The 16,491-nt window shown below is 71.7% G+C and carries 16 protein-coding genes; 4 read left to right on the forward strand and 12 right to left on the reverse strand.

Annotation, left to right across the window (positions count from 1 at the left end):
• Window positions 1–4: 4 nt before the first annotated feature.
• Window positions 5–997, reverse strand: coding sequence for an ArsR/SmtB family transcription factor (locus OG542_RS23305; RefSeq protein ID WP_328413526.1), 993 nt, complete (start codon window positions 995–997; stop codon window positions 5–7).
• A gap of 71 nt (window positions 998–1,068) precedes the next feature.
• Here OG542_RS23305 and OG542_RS23310 point away from each other — a divergent pair, with 71 nt between their 5' ends.
• Window positions 1,069–2,259: an MFS transporter gene (locus OG542_RS23310; RefSeq protein ID WP_328413527.1), complete on the forward strand. Its 1,191-nt coding sequence runs from the start codon at window positions 1,069–1,071 to the stop codon at window positions 2,257–2,259.
• Between the two features lie 17 nt (window positions 2,260–2,276).
• On the opposite strand, the gene OG542_RS23315 is transcribed toward OG542_RS23310, so the two are convergent.
• The 9 genes from OG542_RS23315 to OG542_RS23355 all read right to left on the reverse strand — a co-directional run bounded on the left by OG542_RS23315 (window position 2,277) and on the right by OG542_RS23355 (window position 10,228).
• A complete protein-coding gene (locus OG542_RS23315; RefSeq protein WP_328413528.1) occupies window positions 2,277–2,765 on the reverse strand; it encodes a MarR family winged helix-turn-helix transcriptional regulator in 489 nt (162 codons plus the stop codon).
• A gap of 55 nt (window positions 2,766–2,820) precedes the next feature.
• Window positions 2,821–3,504 carry a nucleotidyl transferase AbiEii/AbiGii toxin family protein gene (locus tag OG542_RS23320; protein WP_328413529.1) on the reverse strand — a complete coding sequence of 228 codons (684 nt, stop codon included), beginning with the start codon at window positions 3,502–3,504 and terminating at the stop codon, window positions 2,821–2,823.
• 156 nt (window positions 3,505–3,660) lie between these two features.
• A complete protein-coding gene (locus OG542_RS23325) occupies window positions 3,661–4,461 on the reverse strand; it encodes an SAM-dependent methyltransferase (RefSeq protein WP_328413530.1) in 801 nt (266 codons plus the stop codon).
• A 126-nt stretch (window positions 4,462–4,587) separates the two neighbouring features.
• On the reverse strand, window positions 4,588–5,031 hold the full coding sequence (locus OG542_RS23330; protein WP_328413531.1) for a hypothetical protein: 444 nt from the start codon (window positions 5,029–5,031) through the stop codon (window positions 4,588–4,590).
• A 166-nt stretch (window positions 5,032–5,197) separates the two neighbouring features.
• On the reverse strand, window positions 5,198–5,878 hold the full coding sequence (locus OG542_RS23335; protein ID WP_328413532.1) for a polysaccharide deacetylase family protein: 681 nt from the start codon (window positions 5,876–5,878) through the stop codon (window positions 5,198–5,200).
• A gap of 2 nt (window positions 5,879–5,880) precedes the next feature.
• Window positions 5,881–6,555 (reverse strand): glycoside hydrolase family 11 protein, encoded by a 675-nt coding sequence (locus tag OG542_RS23340; RefSeq protein ID WP_328339949.1) that lies wholly within the window; start codon window positions 6,553–6,555, stop codon window positions 5,881–5,883.
• Between the two features lie 269 nt (window positions 6,556–6,824).
• The gene (locus tag OG542_RS23345) at window positions 6,825–7,544 is read right to left on the reverse strand and encodes a Crp/Fnr family transcriptional regulator (RefSeq protein ID WP_328413533.1); all 720 of its coding nucleotides are present in this window, start codon (window positions 7,542–7,544) and stop codon (window positions 6,825–6,827) included.
• Window positions 7,545–7,852: 308 nt separating this feature from the next.
• Window positions 7,853–8,467: a LysE family translocator gene (locus tag OG542_RS23350; protein WP_328413534.1), complete on the reverse strand. Its 615-nt coding sequence runs from the start codon at window positions 8,465–8,467 to the stop codon at window positions 7,853–7,855.
• 51 nt (window positions 8,468–8,518) lie between these two features.
• A complete protein-coding gene (locus OG542_RS23355) occupies window positions 8,519–10,228 on the reverse strand; it encodes a CocE/NonD family hydrolase (protein WP_328413535.1) in 1,710 nt (569 codons plus the stop codon).
• Between the two features lie 54 nt (window positions 10,229–10,282).
• Between OG542_RS23355 and OG542_RS23360 the strand changes: the two genes are divergently transcribed.
• On the forward strand, window positions 10,283–11,077 hold the full coding sequence (locus tag OG542_RS23360) for a TetR/AcrR family transcriptional regulator C-terminal domain-containing protein (RefSeq protein ID WP_408057784.1): 795 nt from the start codon (window positions 10,283–10,285) through the stop codon (window positions 11,075–11,077).
• Between the two features lie 10 nt (window positions 11,078–11,087).
• Here OG542_RS23360 and OG542_RS23365 read toward each other — a convergent pair whose 3' ends face one another.
• The gene (locus OG542_RS23365; protein WP_328413536.1) at window positions 11,088–12,218 is read right to left on the reverse strand and encodes an ArsR/SmtB family transcription factor; all 1,131 of its coding nucleotides are present in this window, start codon (window positions 12,216–12,218) and stop codon (window positions 11,088–11,090) included.
• Between the two features lie 46 nt (window positions 12,219–12,264).
• Window positions 12,265–13,839 (reverse strand): AbgT family transporter, encoded by a 1,575-nt coding sequence (locus OG542_RS23370; RefSeq protein ID WP_328413537.1) that lies wholly within the window; start codon window positions 13,837–13,839, stop codon window positions 12,265–12,267.
• A 236-nt stretch (window positions 13,840–14,075) separates the two neighbouring features.
• Here OG542_RS23370 and OG542_RS23375 point away from each other — a divergent pair, with 236 nt between their 5' ends.
• Together OG542_RS23375 and OG542_RS23380 are read left to right on the forward strand one after the other, a co-directional pair.
• Entirely contained in the window at window positions 14,076–16,028 is a 1,953-nt protein-coding gene (locus OG542_RS23375) for a CocE/NonD family hydrolase (protein WP_328413538.1), read from the forward strand.
• Window positions 16,029–16,109: 81 nt separating this feature from the next.
• A complete protein-coding gene (locus OG542_RS23380) occupies window positions 16,110–16,442 on the forward strand; it encodes an amphi-Trp domain-containing protein (protein ID WP_328413539.1) in 333 nt (110 codons plus the stop codon).
• Window positions 16,443–16,491: the final 49 nt, after the last annotated feature.

The raw sequence follows: 16,491 nt of genomic DNA on the forward strand, positions 1-16,491 counted from the left end.
GAGCCTAGCTCCGGCGGGTGCCGGCCCGGTTCCCGGCCTCCACAGCGTCCACCAGGACCTGCCCCGCCACCGTCCGCGAGTACAGCACCGACCTGCCCGCCCGCCGCCGCTCCACCAGACCGGCGTCCAGCAGCACCCGCAGATGCCGCCCCACCGAGCCGAGCCCCTGCCCGGTCACGGCGACCAGCTGGCTGGTGCTCAAGGGGGAGCCGAGCCGGACCAGCACACCGGCACGGGCGGTGCCGAGCAGCGCGCCGAGGCTCGCGGGCACGGGTGTGCCACCGGGGTCGGCGAGTGCGCCCGCGCACGCGTAGACCACCGCGTACCGGTCGGGCTCCTCCCAGGACACCCAGCCGGTCTTCGGGGTGACCGGCACGAACAGCAGCTCGGCGCCCGAGATCTCGCGGGGCGGGTACTCGTGCAGATTCACCTGGAGCCGGTTGTCGCCCAGCCACCGGGTCCGGCCCGGTCGCAGCGTGTCCAGCGCCGCCGCCCAGCCGCCCCGGCTCACCTGCGCGGTCCGGGCGACCACGTCAGCCTCCAGCACCCGCCGGCGCCGGTCCCAGTCCGGTCGTACGGTCTCGGTCCAGACGTAGGACAACAGGCCGGCCGCGCGCTCGGGGAGGTCGTCCCGGTCCAGGCTTGCGGGAAGCGGGCCGGCGAGGGAGATCCGCAGGTTGGCACGGGCCGCGTCGGGCCGGGCGGACCGCACCCGTGCCACCCCTTCCTCGAAGGTCTCCGGGCTCCTCGGGGTGGGCGTGAGGAAGTCGGCGATCCAGGACCGGCCCAGTCCGGCGCGGACGAGCAGCGCGGTCACGGGGTCGGCGGCCAGACGGGCCCGGTAGCCGGGCAGATGGTCGCGCAGCCAGGCCTGTTCGCCGGGGTGTGCGGGTGTACCCCGGTGCAGCAACTGGAGGCAGGCGAAGGTCTCGGCGAGCGGGGAGAGCACGAACCGGCTCCCGGCCAGGGTGTCGGCGTTGACCTGCCACCAGCCCATCGCGCACCCCCGACGTTTCGCACCCGCGCGAAACAATAACCATGCCCTGCGGGCCGCCACAGACTCCGCGCATGCGCAGCTACCGCGATCTGTTCCGCACCCCCGAGTTCACCCCGTTCTTCCTGGCCGCGTCGGCCCAGACGGTGGCCCAGACGATGGGCGGCCTGGCCCTGGGCACCCTGGTGTACCGGGCGACCGAGTCGCCGCTGCTGTCCGCGGTGAGCATGTTCGGCTCGTCGCTGGTGCAGGTGCTGGGCGCGACGTTCCTGCTCTCGGCGGCCGACCGCCTGCCCCCGCGCGCGGCCCTGACCGCCCTGCCCCTGCTCTTCGCCGCGGCCACGGCCGCACTGGCGCTGCCCGGCCTGCCGGTCTGGTCCCTCTTCGTGATCGTCCTGGCCAAGGGTCTTGTGGAGTCGGTGGGCGGGGGAGTGCGCTGGGGCCTGCTGAACGAGATCCTCTCCAAGGACGGCTATCTGCTCGGCCGCTCCGTCTTCAACATGATGAGCGGCCTCATGCAGATCGCCGGCTACGCGACCGGCGGCGCCCTGGTGGCGCTGCTGTCCCCACGGGTGTCGCTGCTGGTGGCCGCCGCGCTGTACGTCGCGGCGGCCGCGGTCGTCCGCCTGAGCCTGACCCGCCGCCCGCCCCGTACGGCGGGCCGCCCCTCGGTCGCCGCGACCTGGCGCGCCAACGCGCTGCTGTGGTCGTCCGCGCCCCGCCGCCAGGTCTACCTGGCCCTCTGGATTCCCAACGGCCTGATCGTCGGCTGCGAATCCCTCTACGTCTCCTACGCCCCCGAGGCCGCGGGCACCCTGTTCGCCTGTGCCGCGCTGGGCATGCTGGCCGGTGACGTCCTGGTGGGCCGCTTGCTCCCGCCGCGCCTGCGTCCCCGCCTCGGCTTCCCGCTCCTGCTGCTCCTGGCCGTCCCGTACGTGCCTTTCCTCCTGCACCCGAAGCTCCCGCTCGCGGCTGCCGCGGTCACCCTGGCCTCCGTCGGCTTCGGCGCGAGCCTCGTGCAGCAGGAGCGCCTGGTGGCCCTGACCCCCGAGGCCCTGACGGGCCATGCCCTGGGCCTGCACTCGGCGGGGATGCTCACGATGCAGGGCGTGGCAGCGGCGCTCGCGGGCTCCGTGGCCCAACTGACCTCTCCGGCCGTGGCGATGACGGCGATGGCCGCGGTGTCGACGGGCGTGACGCTGTCCCTGATGGCGGCGGGAAGGCGCGAGGAGCGGGCGGTGCCGGCCGTGGCCCGGGAGTCATGACCCCGGCCGTACGGCTGCTACGCCTCCGGCTGGTCGATTCCGAAGCCGTCCTTCGCCGCCTCCACGAACACCTCGGGAACCTCGTTGTCGGTCACGACCCGCGACAGCAGCACGGCCAGCCGTTCCCGCTCGGCGCCGTTGAGCCCGGCCGGCAGGGCCTCCATCCGGCGTACGGTCTCGGCGTAGAACTTTTCGGCGAGGGAGGCGCCTTCCTCCGTCAGTCCCACCCGCACGGCCCGGCCGTCCCGCGGGTCGGCCTCCCGCCGTACCAGCCCCCGGCGCACCGTCCGGTCCACCAGCCCCGTCAGGCTCGACTTCGCCAGCCCGAGCGTCTCCCCGAGCTCACCCATCCCGTACGGCTGCGGCATCAGCACGCACAGCAGCTGTCCCTGCTGGGGCGTCAGCCCGTACGCCCGGCTGGCCTCCGCGTAGACACCGTCCACCAGGAAGGCCGCCCGCACCAGCGCGGCGACGACACCCACCTGTCCGCCTGCCCCGTTCCCCATCGGGTCAGGGTACCGAGCGGTCGGACAGCCCTCGGCCCGTCCGGTGGCGTACCGGTCACTCCTCGTCCGGGGCCTCACCTTCGATGAGCCGTTCCGCGATGTCGTCGGCCCACTCCTGCGCCCAGCGGCGCAGTCCGGCGACGGCGGAGACCTCGAGGCCATGGACGGTGAACGCCCGGTCGTCGATCCAGTCCGTGCCGGTCAGCCGGGCCTGGAGGTCGCTGAGGTCGAAGGTGTCGGGGGCGTGGCGGCGGCCGAGTTCCTCGAGTTCGGGGTGGCTCCAGCGGGCCGAGGCGGCGTGTACGTCGACCAGGTCGCGGGCGAGTCCCCGGTCGGCCAGGTCCCGCACCTTGGTGCCGACGAGGTCGTCGAGGGAGAGCACGGGCCCGAGCTCCGTCAGCACGGGCGGGCGCCACAGCACCTCCTTGTGGACGCCGACGTCGTACTCCTGCTCGGTCGCCGCGTCCGTGACGAGGAACTGGGCGGACAGCGGCTCGGTCTCCCGGGTCTGCACGAGCCAGCCGCGCGCCACCAGCCCGGTCCGGACGGTGCCGGCGATGGCGTCCATCCCGGCGGGGTGCTCGGTGGCCACGTCCACATCCGGCCCGGCCCGCTCCACCAGCCCGTGCGCCAGCACCGCGTACCCGCCCGCGAGAACGAGCGAGTACGCCTCACCCACCACCAGAAGATCCCCGACCAGACGGCCGCGCGGCTCGGAGACGGGAGGTGGGGTGACCATTCCCTGATTATCGTCCGGGGGTTGTGGGTGGCTGAGGGGATAGGCCCGTCTGGGGGAAGACCCTTTGCTCTTCAGGGGCGCGAGGAACTGCGCTCTTCAGGGGCGCGGGGAACTGCGCGACCAGCCACAGCGGCGCTGCACTCGACCACGAACCGGCTACAACTTGCGGCCAACGCCGCAGTACGCATCCACAGCCGTATCGAGCTCGGCACCGCCAGAACGCTCCGGCCGCCACTCCGGCACCCGCACCACCCCCGGCCTCACCAACTCCAGCCCCTCGAAGAACCCGGCGATCTCGGCAACCGGACGGACGTAATACGGCACCGCCCCACTCGAGTTGTAGGCCTCCGACGCCGCGATCATGCCCTCACTCGTGGCCGTGCTGTCGCTGATCACCAGGTGGCTGCCGGCCGGCAGCCCGGCCATGAGCCGCCGCACCAGCTCACGCGCCTGCCCGTAGTCGGCGACATGCCCGAGCGTGTTGAGGATCATCAGGCCGACCGGCCGGGAGAGGTCGAGCGTGCCCGCGGCGGCCTCCAGGACGGCCTCGGGGTCGTACAGGTCGGCGTCCAGATACGCGGTGACGCCCTCGGGCGTGCTGGTGAGCAGCGCGTTGGCGTGGGCCAGCACGATGGGGTCGTTGTCGACGTACACGATCCGGGCGTCCGGTGCCACGCGCTGGGCGACCTCGTGCGTGTTGTCGGCGGTCGGCAACCCGGTGCCTATGTCGAGGAACTGCCGCACGCCCTGCTCCTCGGCCAGATGCCGGACGGCCCGTCCCAGGAACCGGCGGCTCGTGACCGCCACGTCGACCAGGCCCGGAAAGATCGACTTGATCTGGTCGCCGATCTCGCGGTCGACCTCGTAGTTGTCCTTGCCGCCCACGAAGTAGTTCCAGAAGCGGGCCGAGTGCGGCTTGGAGGTGTCGATACGGGCACGCAGGCTGTCGTCGAGCACGGCAGGGCTCCTGGGGATGGGGAAGGGGGACCGGCTCACCAACCTAGGCGAACCACCTGGCCTGACAGTGAAGTCGTCCGCTCCCGCCGCCCCCGACCGTGGTGTTTCGGCCATCCGGCCCGGCCGTCACACGCCGCGCGGCGAGATCCCGCCCACACGCCCGGGCCCGCCGGTGCCGCCCCCGTGCCCCCGCGTCGCCAGCCACACGCCCCGGCCCACGGCCCACAGCAGCAGCCCGGCCGCGACCGGCGTACCGAGGATGATCAGCATCCCGGCTCCGATGTTGGCTCCGACCACGCCCGCGGTCAGGATCCGCCAGCCCACACCGGCCATGAGCCCGACGATCACGAGCGGCCCGAGCACCCCCCACCATCGCCGGTCCAGCGTCCCACGCCGCGCCGCCCGCACGAGCACCGCGGCGCCGGCCCCCGCCAGCACCAGGGCGAGACCGCCGATGACCGCCGCGGCACCGTCCCCGATGCCCCACGGCTGGTAGGCGTAGTCGAGCTCACTCGCGGGCAGCCCGTCGTGGTTCCGCTGTCCCATCAGCCCCCAAGCGGCGACAGGCACACCAAGAGCGAGCGCGGCCCCCGCGGAAAGCATTCCCCGATTCTTCATACGGCCATGGTCGCGGGTGCGGGGCGGTCCGTCATGAGCCCGCGTACTCAAGTACGCGGGCCCACCGCCAGGGTGGCGCGATGGCCCGGGCGGCCATCGCGCCGTTTCTGAGCGTCCCTCAGCCGGGCGCCACGGCGCGCCCCGTCTGCGGGGAGATCATCCCCGCGCACAGGCCCCGGGCCGTCAGGCCCTGGGCGATGCGCGGGACGGCCGCGAGGGTGTTGGCGGACCAGTCGTGCATGAGGATGATCTGGCCGTTGGTGAGGCGGCCGGCGGCCTGGACGATCGCGTCGGTGCTCGCGCCGTTCCAGTCCTGTGAGTCCACCTGCCAGATGATCTCGGTCAGGCCGTGCCGGGCCGCGATCGACTTCACCGTCGCGTTGGTCTCGCCGTACGGCGGGCGGAACAGTTTCGGGGTGCCGCCTCCCGCGTTGGCGAGGGCCCGCTGGGTCCGGGAGATCTCCGAGTCGATCTGCGCCTGGCTGAGCCGGGTCAGGTGCGGGTGGGTGTAGCTGTGGTTGCCGACCCACATACCGGCGGCCACCTGGGAGCGGACCAGGGACGGGTTGGCGGCCGCGTACTGGCCCTGGTTGAACATCGTGGCCCGCAGCCCGTTCTGCCGGAGCGCGTCGAGCAGTCTCGTCGTGTTGCCGGACGGGCCGTCGTCGAAGGTGAGCCCGACGTATCCGTTGCAGGCGGCGGCCCGCTCCGGGGCGGCGGTGGCGGTGGCGGCGGTGAGGGTGGCTGCCGCCGCCGTCACCAGGGCGGTCAGCAGCGCGAGGCGGTGTGTGGCTGCCATCGTCAGCGCACCGTGATGGAGGAGCTGCCGCTGCTCCGGTAACCCTCGGTGGCCATGATCATGTAGTACTTGAAGTTGCCCAGGGGCATCCCGGCCCGGCCCCACGCGTCGAAGTGGTTGCCGGTGGTGATGGTGCCGCCCGTCCGCCTCGACTGCCGCACGCTCCAGTACTGGTCGAAGGTCTTCGTGCCCTCGACGGACGGGGCGTTGTAGCGCGTGGTCTTGTAGATGTCGTACGTGCCGCCGTCGCTGGTGACGGTGCCCTTGTACGTCCCCGTGGGCCGGTAGGTGCCCCAGTTGTCGACGATGTAGTACTCGACGAGCGGGTTCGCCGTCCAGCCGTAGAGGGTCAGGTAGGAGTTGCCGGACGGGTTGAAGGTGCCGGAGTAGGTCACGGTGCGGCGGGAGCCGTTGCTCCAGCCCTTGCCGGCGACGAAGTTCCCGGTGTTTCGCCATGAGGTGCTGTACTTGCCGCCGGCGGACAGGTTCATGGAGACCGTGCCCTGGCTGTCGGTCCAGAACGAGTAGTAGTAGCCGTCATGGGTGCCGGTCTGGTTCCTCGTGACGACCGTGTCGGCGTGGGCGGTGCCCGGCAGGGCCAGGGCGGCCACCGCGACCAGCAGCATCGTGCTGACACCGCTGATGAGCAGCCGTAAGCGGCTGAGTGCGTTGCTCATGGGGTGCTTCCTCCATCGTCCTCGTGGGGTGGACGGGGGTGCTCTGTCACCCGGGAGTGTTGGCCGGGCCCTGTCAACTGTCAATGGTTTCGGTGATTGTTGCGAAAGATTCGTTGGCTCGCGTCAGGGGGCTGCGGTGTGTATCCGCTGGTCCAGGGCGAGTTGGGGCTGGGATGGGCCAGAGATGGTGAGAGAAGGGGCGACATCCCAGCCGGAATGTAGAATTCCGTTACTCGAATCTTTCGAACCGTTTCCGGATCAAGCGGGTCTCATGCCCCTCGTGCCCGCATGATCCGGCCCATCCTCGTCTCCAGCTCCGCCCGTTCCTGGGCCGCCCGCTCGGCCTGGGCCCGCTGGTGCTCCTGCTCCAGGCGGCGCATGCGGTCGGTCGTGTCCCACTCCACCCGGTGGCGCTGGACGTCGTACTCCATGCGGGCGCAGGTGTGCTGGACCTGGAGTTCCTCGGCGAACAGCGTGCGGCTGGCCCGGTGGCGGGCGCCGAGGAGGGTGTCGTAGGTCGTGGCGCCGCTGAGGACCTTGGCCAGGACGGGGCCCTTGAAGTCGAGACGCCTGCGGTTGGCCCAGCGCAGGCGTTGGGCGATGATCCCGGTCAGCGCCAGATGCACCTCCGGACGCCGGACCAACAGGGCGTGCAGCGGGCCCGGTTGCACCAGCCGGGCCGTGAGCGGCCCGCACGCCGTCACGGTGGCCGAGCGCGGGGCACCGTCGAACGCGGCCATCTCCCCGATACTGTCCCCGCCGACCCGGACCGCGAGCAGGGACTCCTCGCCGTTCTCCACCCGTGCCGTCACCTTGGCGAAGCCGGACAGCAGCACCAGCACATGCCGGTCCCGGGCGCCCTCGCTCAGCAGCACCTTCCCGGCCTCGAACCGTGCGGGCACGCCCAGTTCGAGCAACTCACCGCGCGCTTCCGGCGACACCGCCCCCAGCAGACTGCGCGCGTGCCACTCCGCGGAGCTGTACGGCATGGCAGGCTCCCCCGGCCGGTCGGTCACTTGTCACCACGCGTCACGTGAATCCTGCCCGCTGTCGGTGACCGTAGGTGGGGTACTCACGGGTATTCCCGATGCGGATCGAGTTGAGCCGAAGCCGTCGGGAGGAAGCGACGGCCGACGTCTCCGCGCATGACGTCCACGTCCCCGACCTCGTCCGCCACGGACGCCGAGTGTCTCGCGCTCACCCGTTCCCTGCGGCGCCGCGGCCCCTCGTGCTCGCCGTGTTCGCCCTGGTGTGGGCCTGACGACGCCCGACCCGGCCCGCCCGGCCAGCCCGACCATCAGGGCTGCGTCCCCGCGACCTTGACGCCGAAGCCGATCAGGACGACTCCGGTCACCCGGTCCATGGCCCGGCGCACGGCGGGCCGTTCGAAGAAGGTACGGGCCTTGGACAGCAGCGCGACATAACCACTGAGCCAGAGGACAGTGAGCCCTGCGTGCAGCAGCACCAGAAGTGCCATGCCGGCGTGGGGAGACAGGCCGGTGGGCGCGAGTGTCGGCAGCAGGCCGGTGTAGAAGACAGCGATCTTGGGGTTGAAGACGTTGCTGACCAGCCCCGTCCGCCACGGATTCCCGGCCGGCGCCGTTCCCCCTTGTTCAAGCGCCCGCTTCTTCCGGCTGCCGAGCAGCGACTGGATCCCGAGGACGACGAGATACCCGGCCCCGACCAGCTTGACGGCGGTGTAGGCCGTGGCGGACGCCGCCAGGACTGCCGCCAGTCCGACCACCGTGAGCACGCCCCAGACGAGCAGTCCGGCCGTGATACCGCCGACCGTCCGCAGCCCGTCCCGCCAGCCGCAGGCCACCGCCCGCTTCGTCACGACCGCCATGTCCGGCCCGGGAACCATCGTCAGGACGGCAAGCACGCCGACCGCCGCGAGCAGCTGTACGAACATGTCCCCATCCTCGCACTCGCATGCGAACGGCCTGTCCGCGTGTCCGGGCGTTCACGCAGTCCGGGACCCGTCGGGAAGCTCCAGCACGGAGCCGTCGTGCAGCGTGATGCGTATCGCCGTGAAGTCGACGGCCTCCACCGCCGACTTGCCGGTCCCCGGGTTGCGGGCGTACCGCGGATGCGCACCCCCACTGATCTGCCAGCGAATCCGGTGCCCGGCCGGGAAGCGGTAGGCGGTGGAACTCATCGGCACGGTGACCTCCGAGGGCCCTTCCCCCACTGTCTCCACTTGAGCCAGCCCGTCACAGACGTTGGTGGAGCGGCCCTGCGCGTCCACGTCGCACAGGCGGCTGAAGACATCGGCGTACCCGGTGTCCGTGGAGACACTCAGCCGCGCGGAGACCGGACCGAGGAGGTCCACGGCCTCGGCCAGTGGTGGGCTGGTGAACGTCAGGACGTCCTCTCGCCCTTCCAGAGCACTGTTGTCGCGGGCACCGGCCGTCCGGGACAGCAGGGGACCGCCGATGGACGGCGTGGGGTCGGCCGGGTCGTAGCGAAGGGACGCCAGGGGCGCCGACCCCGCACCGTCAGTGGGAGCCGTGAGAACTCGCCGGTCGAGGTGCCCGTTCGGGGTGGGAACCCACGAGGTGGAGACAGGTGAGAGGGATGGCCAGTCGTCGAGGTCCCGCCATACGTCCTCGCCGCCGACGTGCACGCGCACACGCGTGGGACGCAACTCGGAGGGATCGTCGCACAGGTACGCGCGCAGCCAGGCGAGGCTCTCGGCGAAGACCTCGGGCCAGCCCTGCTGCATGGCGGAGGTGTGAGTCCAGGGACCGACCAGCAGGGCGGTGTCGCATCCGGCCGCACGCAGCCGGGCGTACTGCTCGAAGGTCTGGTCGGCCAGGGCGTCGTGCCACCCGGAGACCAGGCTCGTGGGGACGCTCAGCCCCTCGGCCGCCCCCGCCAGGGACGCTCCGTCCCAGTACGGGTCCCCGGCGTCCGGGTGCGTCATCACGTCGTCCAGCCACGGCACGTCCCCGAGAGCGGAGGAGTACGCCCCGCGCAGTGGCCGCGCGGTCACGATGTCGCGCATACGGCGCTGCAGCCGCAGCGTCGCCTTGGCGACGGGCATGATCCCCCGGTGCTGGTACGTCATGCCGAGTCCGACGAGCAGGGCGTGCTCCAGCCGCAGGGCACCGTCCGCGTAGAACAGGGCGTACGGGTCGTGCAGACCGACCTGCACCACCATCGCCTTCAGCTCCGGCGGCGGGTCCAGGGCGAGCGCCCACTGCACGTACCCCAGGTAGCTGGGGCCGATGGTCCCCAACGTCCCGTTGAACCAGGGCTGTTCGCGCAGCCAGGCCACCGTGGCCCGGCCGTCGGCGGCCTCGTTGCGCCACAGATCGAACGCACCGCCCGAGCCGCCGGTGCCGCGGCAGCTCTGCAGGATCACATGGAAGCCCTGCTCGGCGAAGAGCATGCCGTACTGCGGGGACCAGGGCAGGCCCCTGCCGTACGGCGAGCGCACCAGAAGGGTGGGGCAATCGCCGTCCGTGTCCGTACGGGGGAAGTAGTGGTCCGTGACCAGCGGACTGCCATCGGCGGCCGGCACCTCCAACCCCGGCTCCCACCCCACGTCGTACCGCTTCTCCGGAAGCCCGCGCCAGATCGCCCTCATCATCCGCGAGGACAGCGGCGGCTTCCGGGCGGACGGCGTCCAGGCCGGTTTCGCCGCGGGGTCGTGGGTGCGTGAAGCCATGGTCGTTCCCCTCCTCGATTTTCCGTACGTTGTACGAGAATAGAGGATGCTTGGATGACGACGACAGTGGCCCTCAGTGACAGGAGTACGAAGACCGTGAGGCGTGAGGACGGGTCCGGCACGCCGGGCCGCGACCCGCAACAGCTGTGGCTGAGCCACCAGCAGCCCCAGTCCCCGTCCGAGTCCGAGGCTCAGCCCCGGGCCCGCAGGGGCCGCAGGCCCGCCTTCAGCCGGGAAGCGATCACGGCGGCCGCGGTGGCCCTGGCGGATGCGGAGGGCCTGGAAGCGGTCACCATGCGGCGGGTCGCCGCACAGGTCGGCGCCGGAGTCATGTCGCTCTACAGCTACGCCCCCGACAAGGACACCCTGCTGGAACTGATGGTCGACCACGTCAGCGGCGAACTACCGTCATCGGCCGCTCTCACCGGCGACTGGCGCACCGACCTGAAGACCATCGCCCACCTCCAGCGCGCCAACATGCTGCGCCACCCCTGGCTGCCCGCCGCCCTGTCCACCCGCCGCAGCCTCGGCCCCAACACCCTGGCCTTCCTGGAACACGCCCTCACCGCCCTGCGCCCCACGGGCCTGGACGGCGCGGCCAAGCTGGAGGTCTTCGCCCAGCTCACCGCCTTCGTCGCCGGACACGTCACCCACGAACTCACCCAGGCGGCAGCCGCCGGCTCCCCCGACCGGGCCGCGGCCGAAGCCCGCTACCTCGCGACCGTCGCCGCGGACGGCCACCACCCGGAACTCGCCGAAGCCCTCTCGGCCCCCGCCCGCCCCCTGACCCCCGAAGCCACCTTCACCCGCTTCCTCAACCGCCTGATCGACGGCCTCGGCACGGACTGACCGAGCTTCCTCACCGCGCCACGGTCGCGAGGACATCGTGGCCCAGTCGCTGGATGACCTCCGTGGCGAGCCGGTGCCGCACCAGCTTGCCGTCCCGGGTCGAGCGCACCAGGCCCGCGTCGCGCAGGGTCCGCAAGGCGCGGGAGACCTGTGGCTCACTGGAGCCGAGCCGGGCGGCGAGCTCCGAGGTGGTGATGGGCTCGCCCAGCAGATGACGGCACAGCTCCATCCGGGCGGGCGAGGTCAGCGCCATCAGGCGGTGGTGCAGATCCCGCACGGTCAGCTGTTCGACCGGGGTGGTGCCGCGCGCCGCGTACTGCACCACCACGCACGACGGGTGCTCGTGCTTGACCGTCAGATGCGGCCACACCCGGGCGGACGGGACCAGGACGAGGGGGCGCGGGGCCACCCTCACCTCGTCGATCTGCAATTTGTCCAGCCGTACCCGTTCCCCCGGACCGACCCGGGCGGCGGTCGGCAGGAGCTCGGTGAGCACGTCCGCGGGCGAGCGAAGCGAGGCGGGTTCCCCCAGGGGGAGGGTCGCCAGCCGTCGGCGTACGTCCCGCGCGTGGTTCTCCAGGGGCGACCGCAGAGTGCGCCAGTCCTCGGCGAAGAACGCGGTGTCGGCGGCCCGCAGCACCGCCAGCAGCCGGTCCCGCAGCTCCAGCGGTGCCGCCACCAGCTGTCGCGCCAGCTCGCCGCGGGCGTAGGAGCGGCGCAGACAGCGGAGTACGTAGTCCTCCGCGGCCCAGGCGCCCGCGCGCAGCGCGTCGCCCGGCGGCACGGGCTGCGCGTTGGTGCCGAGGACCCCGGGTGCCACCAGATCGAGGAACTCCTCGGCCGGCAGCGCCGCGATCGCCGCCAGTTCCTCGTCCAGGCTCGCCGCGAGCGGCGCCGTACCGGGACGAACAAGGGGGAAGAACAGGCGGCAGCGGAAGCGGGCCCACAGCGGAGCGAACACGGACAGCTCGTCGCGCAGCTCGTCTCCCGCCGCCACCGCGCGGGCCGCCCAGCCGACGGCCTCCGGGTGGTGCTCCGGTTCGGCGAGCACATGCAGACTCGCCATCAGTTCCGACAGCGCGGAGGGTCCGGCCATGACGTCCGCCGGGCCGAGCCCTCCGAGGTCGAGGACGATGCTCACGCCGTCAGCGTACGGCGGAGGTCACCGCACCGGGACCGTCCGGAGTTCATCGCACCGGGGCGCCCGGACCGAGCGGAATGCCCAGCAGATACCAGGCGAAGAACAGCAGCACCCACACCACCAGCATGATCATGGCGACGGGCAGGGTGAAGGAGACCAGCGTGCCGATACCGGCCTTGCGGCGGAGGGTCTGCAGATAGCCGACACAGAGCATGAACGAGGTGCTCATCGGGGTGATGGAGTTCGTGCAGGAGTCGGCGATGCGGTAGAGCGCCATGGTGGCGGCCGGGTTGGTGCCGAGCAGCAGCAGCATCGGCACCAGTGCCGGGGCCACCAGGGTCCACAGGGCGGAGCCGGAGGTGATCAGGAGGTTCATCAGCGCGACCGCGACGATCAGCAGGGCGAACAGCACCAGCGTGGGCGCGCCCAACCGCTTCAGGAAGTCCGCGCCCTCGACCGCGACGACCGTGGCGATGTTGGTCCACTTGAACAGGGCGAGGAACTGGGACACGGCGAAGAAGAGCACCAGCAGCGGTGCGATGGAGCGCACTCCGTCCGCCATGAACTCCGGTATCGCGCGGCTCCCCCTGATCCGCCCGGTGAGCCGCCCGTACACGGCGCCGACGATCAGGAAGAAGAGGGTGAGGAAGACGGCTATGGCGTTCATGAAGGTGGACTCCACGATCGCGCCCCCCTCACCGCGCAGCGGTGACGAGGCGGGCAGCATCGCGAGCACGATCAGCGTGGCGTAGCCGAGCACGGCGAGCCCGGTCAGCTTCAGGGCCCGCAGCTCGGTGGCGTCGTCGACCTCGGCGGCCACCGTCTGCCGCGCCGCGGCGGCCTCCAGGTCCGCGTCGGGGATCAGGTGGTGCTCGCGTCTGGCGAGGATCTTGTCCACGACGAGGGCGATGGTGCCGGCCAGCACGAACGCCGAGACGGTGGTGAAGTACATGTTGTCCGTCGCGCGGACCACCACGTCCTTGTCGACGAGCCGTGCGGCCTCGGTGGCCACGGAGGCGAAGAGCGCGTCACCGGGGGCGATCAGCGGGTTGGCGTCGCCCGCGGCGTTGATGGAGACGAACGCGACGATCATGCCGAGCATGGGGGAGCGGCCCACGGCCCGGAAGGCCACCGCCCCGAGCGGGATGAGGACCACGTACGCGGAGTCGGACAGGAACTTCCCCAGCACACCGCCCAGGGCCACGCCCAGGACGACCGTGCGCGGGGACAGGCCCGACAGCATGCGGCGGGCCAGCGCTTCGAAGAGTCCCGAACGCTCGGCGACCGCCACGCCGAGCATCACCATCAGCACGACGCCGAGCGGGCCGAAGGTGACGAAGGATTCCTCGGCGCCGGTGACCAGGTCTCGTACCGCGTCAGCCGACAGGGCGCTGCGTACGCCGACGAGGTCACCCGAGGAGGGGTCGGCGACCTGCAGGCCGGAGGCGTTCAGCGCCCAGCTGACGACGGCGACGACCCCGCCCAGGATCCAGAACAGCCAGAACGGATGCGGTAGCGCGTTGCCCGCCCGCTCGACCAGGTCGAGGAGCCGGGAGCCACGGCCGCCCGCCTCGGGCTCGTCGGCCCGCACCTCCTGGGTGCGGCTGTCGGGTGTGCTCATGGCGGCCTCCTGTGAGGACGGTGGAACGAGGGCACGACGCGACCGGGTCGCGAGCGCTGTGAAGGGAAAGGGGGCCCAAGGAGCGACGCATGATCCGTCGCGATGGCACACGATGCGTTGCCGGGTTGCGCTGCACAGTAGGTCCCGTGTCCGGTCCCGTCACCGTCCTGCGGAACAGTTGACCTGATGACGTCAAGTGATCGCCATGACGCGGGCGACTGCCTAGCGTCACGGGAGTGACCTCGTACGACACCTCCCGCACCGGCCGGCCCGAACCCCTCCAGGGCGGTGCCCTGTGGCGGCGCACGCTGCGCATTCCCATGCGGGACGGCATCCGTCTCGCCGCCGACCTGTACTCCGCCTCACCCGAGCCGGAGGCGACCGCGCTGCCCGTGCTCCTCGAGCGCACCCCGTACGGCCGGCGCGCGCGGCGCGGTTCGGACCAGGATCGCGGCGACGCCCCGGTCCCGCGGCCCGAGGACATCGCCCGGCACTTCACCGGAGCCGGCTACCACGTCGTACGGCAGGACTGCCGGGGCCGCGGCGACTCCGAGGGAACGTTCGTGAAGTACCTCGGAGAGGGCCCGGACGGGGCGGACACGATCGCCTGGCTCAGGGACCAGCCGTGGTGTGACGGCAGGGTCGTGATGACGGGGGTGTCCTACTCCGCCCACGTCCAGGCGGCCGCGGCCGCCGAAGGGGCGCCGGGGCTCGCCGCCATGTTCCAGGACTCGGGCGGTTTCTCCAGCGCGTACGACGCGGGGATGCGGATGGGCGGCGCCTTCGAGCTGAAGCAGGTGACCTGGGCCCTGCGGCACGCGGTGCAGAGCCCGGAGGCGGCGGCGGATCCGGTGCTGGCCGAGCAGCTTCTGCGCGTGGATGTGACGGGCTGGTTCGGCGCGATGCCCTGGCGGCCGGGCTGCACGCCGCTGCGCCACCTGTCGGCGTACGAGGACTTCCTGCTGGAGCAGTGGCGGCAGGACTCCTTCGGCGACTACTACCGCACCCCGGCTCTCTACGGGCGAGGCTTCTACGAACGCTTCCCGGACGCGCCGAGCATGCACCTGGGCAGCTGGTACGACCCCTACGTCCGCTCCACCATCGAGAACTTCACCGCCCTGCGCGAGACGAAGTCGGCACCCTCCTACCTGGTGATGGGCCCGTGGACGCACGGGCGCCGCTGCGAGACGTACGCCGGAGACGTGGACTTCGGCCCGCGGGCGACCCTGGACGGCAACCTCGCCCCGTCGTACCTGGAGTTCCGCCGCCGCTGGTTCGACCGGGCGCTGGGCCGCGGGGGCGAAACGGACCCGGAGGGCGGAGGGGACCCGGACGGCGGAGGAGGCCCGGACGGCGGAGGGGACCTTCCCGCCGTCCAGTACTTCCTGATGGGCGGCGGGGACGGCCGGCGGGATGCGGCAGGACGGATGCGGCACGGCGGCGTCTGGCGCACCGACACCCGGTGGCCGCCGGCCTCGACGGCCCCTGTCGCCCTCCACCTCACCACCGGCGGCGTCCTCACCGTGGCCCCGCCCACCGCGGCCGTCGCCTCGGTGACCTACGACTTCGACCCGCGCCACCCCGTACCCACCATGGGAGGACAGGTCACCTCGGGCGAGCCGGTCATGACGGGCGGGGCCTACGACCAGAACGCCCCGGACGCACGGACGCACGGGGCGCGCGAACCGTACCTGCCGCTGGACTCCCGCGCCGACGTGATCAGCCTGAGCACCCCGCCACTCGAACGGGACGTGGTGCTGGCCGGCCCGGTGTCCGCAAGGCTCCACATCTCGACGACAGCCCCCGACACCGACTTCACCATCAAGCTGATCGACGTCCACCCGCCCAACGCGGACTATCCGCACGGCTTTGCCATGAACCTCACCGACGGCATCGTCCGCTGCCGCTTCCACCGCTCCTACGAGAGGCCGGAGCCACTCGTTCCGGGCGAGGTGTACGAGATCGAGGTGACCGCCCCCGACACGGCGAACCGCTTCGCCGCCGGCCACCGCATCCGGCTCGACATCTCCTCCAGCAACTTCCCCCGCTTCGACGTCAACACCAACACCGGCGAACCGGAGGCCACCGCCCGCCGCACCGCCATTGCCACGAACACCGTGCACATGGACACCGGGCACCCCTCCCACCTGCGGGTATGGCTGGAGGGAGGCGCGGACGCGCTCGCGTAGCCGCGCACCTGGGATGTCCCGTCCCGCACATGGCACCAGAATGGACGTTGTCCAGCCTTTTGTGCCGGATCGGAGACTCGCATGACAGATCTCAAGTTTGAGCAGAAGCGCTCGCTGTCACGCCTGGAGGCGGCCGACCAGCTCACGGCACTCGCGGCCGCCCTGAGGAAAGGCGGCGATGCCGAACTGGAACTCAGCTCCGGAACGCTGAGCCTGCGCATCCCCGACGACCTCCGCAGCGAGATGGAGGTCGAGATCGGCGACGGGGAGATCGAGCTGGAAATCGAACTCACCTGGCCGACCACCCCGAAGCGGAGGAAGCCGCCCGCCAAGGCCGCTCGGACCACGACGAGTACGAGCACAAGCACGAGCAAGACCAAGAACACGAGGCGGTCGGCCACGAAGAAGCCCTGAACCGCGCCGGAAGACCCTGGGGGGGATCGCCAGGGAATCCACGCCCTCG

This window comes from Streptomyces violaceus, assembly GCF_036014075.1.
In the GTDB taxonomy this organism is placed as follows: domain Bacteria; phylum Actinomycetota; class Actinomycetes; order Streptomycetales; family Streptomycetaceae; genus Streptomyces; species Streptomyces violaceus.

Excerpts from the sequence above, each read along its gene's own strand:
- OG542_RS23305 (WP_328413526.1), bottom strand. The coding sequence starts at position 997 with ATGGGCTGGTGGCAGGTCAACGCCGACACCCTGGCCGGGAGCCGGTTC.
- OG542_RS23310 (WP_328413527.1), top strand. The coding sequence starts at position 1,069 with ATGCGCAGCTACCGCGATCTGTTCCGCACCCCCGAGTTCACCCCGTTC.
- OG542_RS23315 (WP_328413528.1), bottom strand. The coding sequence starts at position 2,765 with ATGGGGAACGGGGCAGGCGGACAGGTGGGTGTCGTCGCCGCGCTGGTG.
- OG542_RS23320 (WP_328413529.1), bottom strand. The coding sequence starts at position 3,504 with ATGGTCACCCCACCTCCCGTCTCCGAGCCGCGCGGCCGTCTGGTCGGG.
- OG542_RS23335 (WP_328413532.1), bottom strand. The coding sequence starts at position 5,878 with ATGGCAGCCACACACCGCCTCGCGCTGCTGACCGCCCTGGTGACGGCG.
- OG542_RS23340 (WP_328339949.1), bottom strand. The coding sequence starts at position 6,555 with ATGAGCAACGCACTCAGCCGCTTACGGCTGCTCATCAGCGGTGTCAGC.
- OG542_RS23345 (WP_328413533.1), bottom strand. The coding sequence starts at position 7,544 with ATGCCGTACAGCTCCGCGGAGTGGCACGCGCGCAGTCTGCTGGGGGCG.
- OG542_RS23350 (WP_328413534.1), bottom strand. The coding sequence starts at position 8,467 with ATGTTCGTACAGCTGCTCGCGGCGGTCGGCGTGCTTGCCGTCCTGACG.
- OG542_RS23355 (WP_328413535.1), bottom strand. The coding sequence starts at position 10,228 with ATGGCTTCACGCACCCACGACCCCGCGGCGAAACCGGCCTGGACGCCG.
- OG542_RS23360 (WP_408057784.1), top strand. The coding sequence starts at position 10,283 with ATGACGACGACAGTGGCCCTCAGTGACAGGAGTACGAAGACCGTGAGG.
- OG542_RS23370 (WP_328413537.1), bottom strand. The coding sequence starts at position 13,839 with ATGAGCACACCCGACAGCCGCACCCAGGAGGTGCGGGCCGACGAGCCC.
- OG542_RS23380 (WP_328413539.1), top strand. The coding sequence starts at position 16,110 with ATGACAGATCTCAAGTTTGAGCAGAAGCGCTCGCTGTCACGCCTGGAG.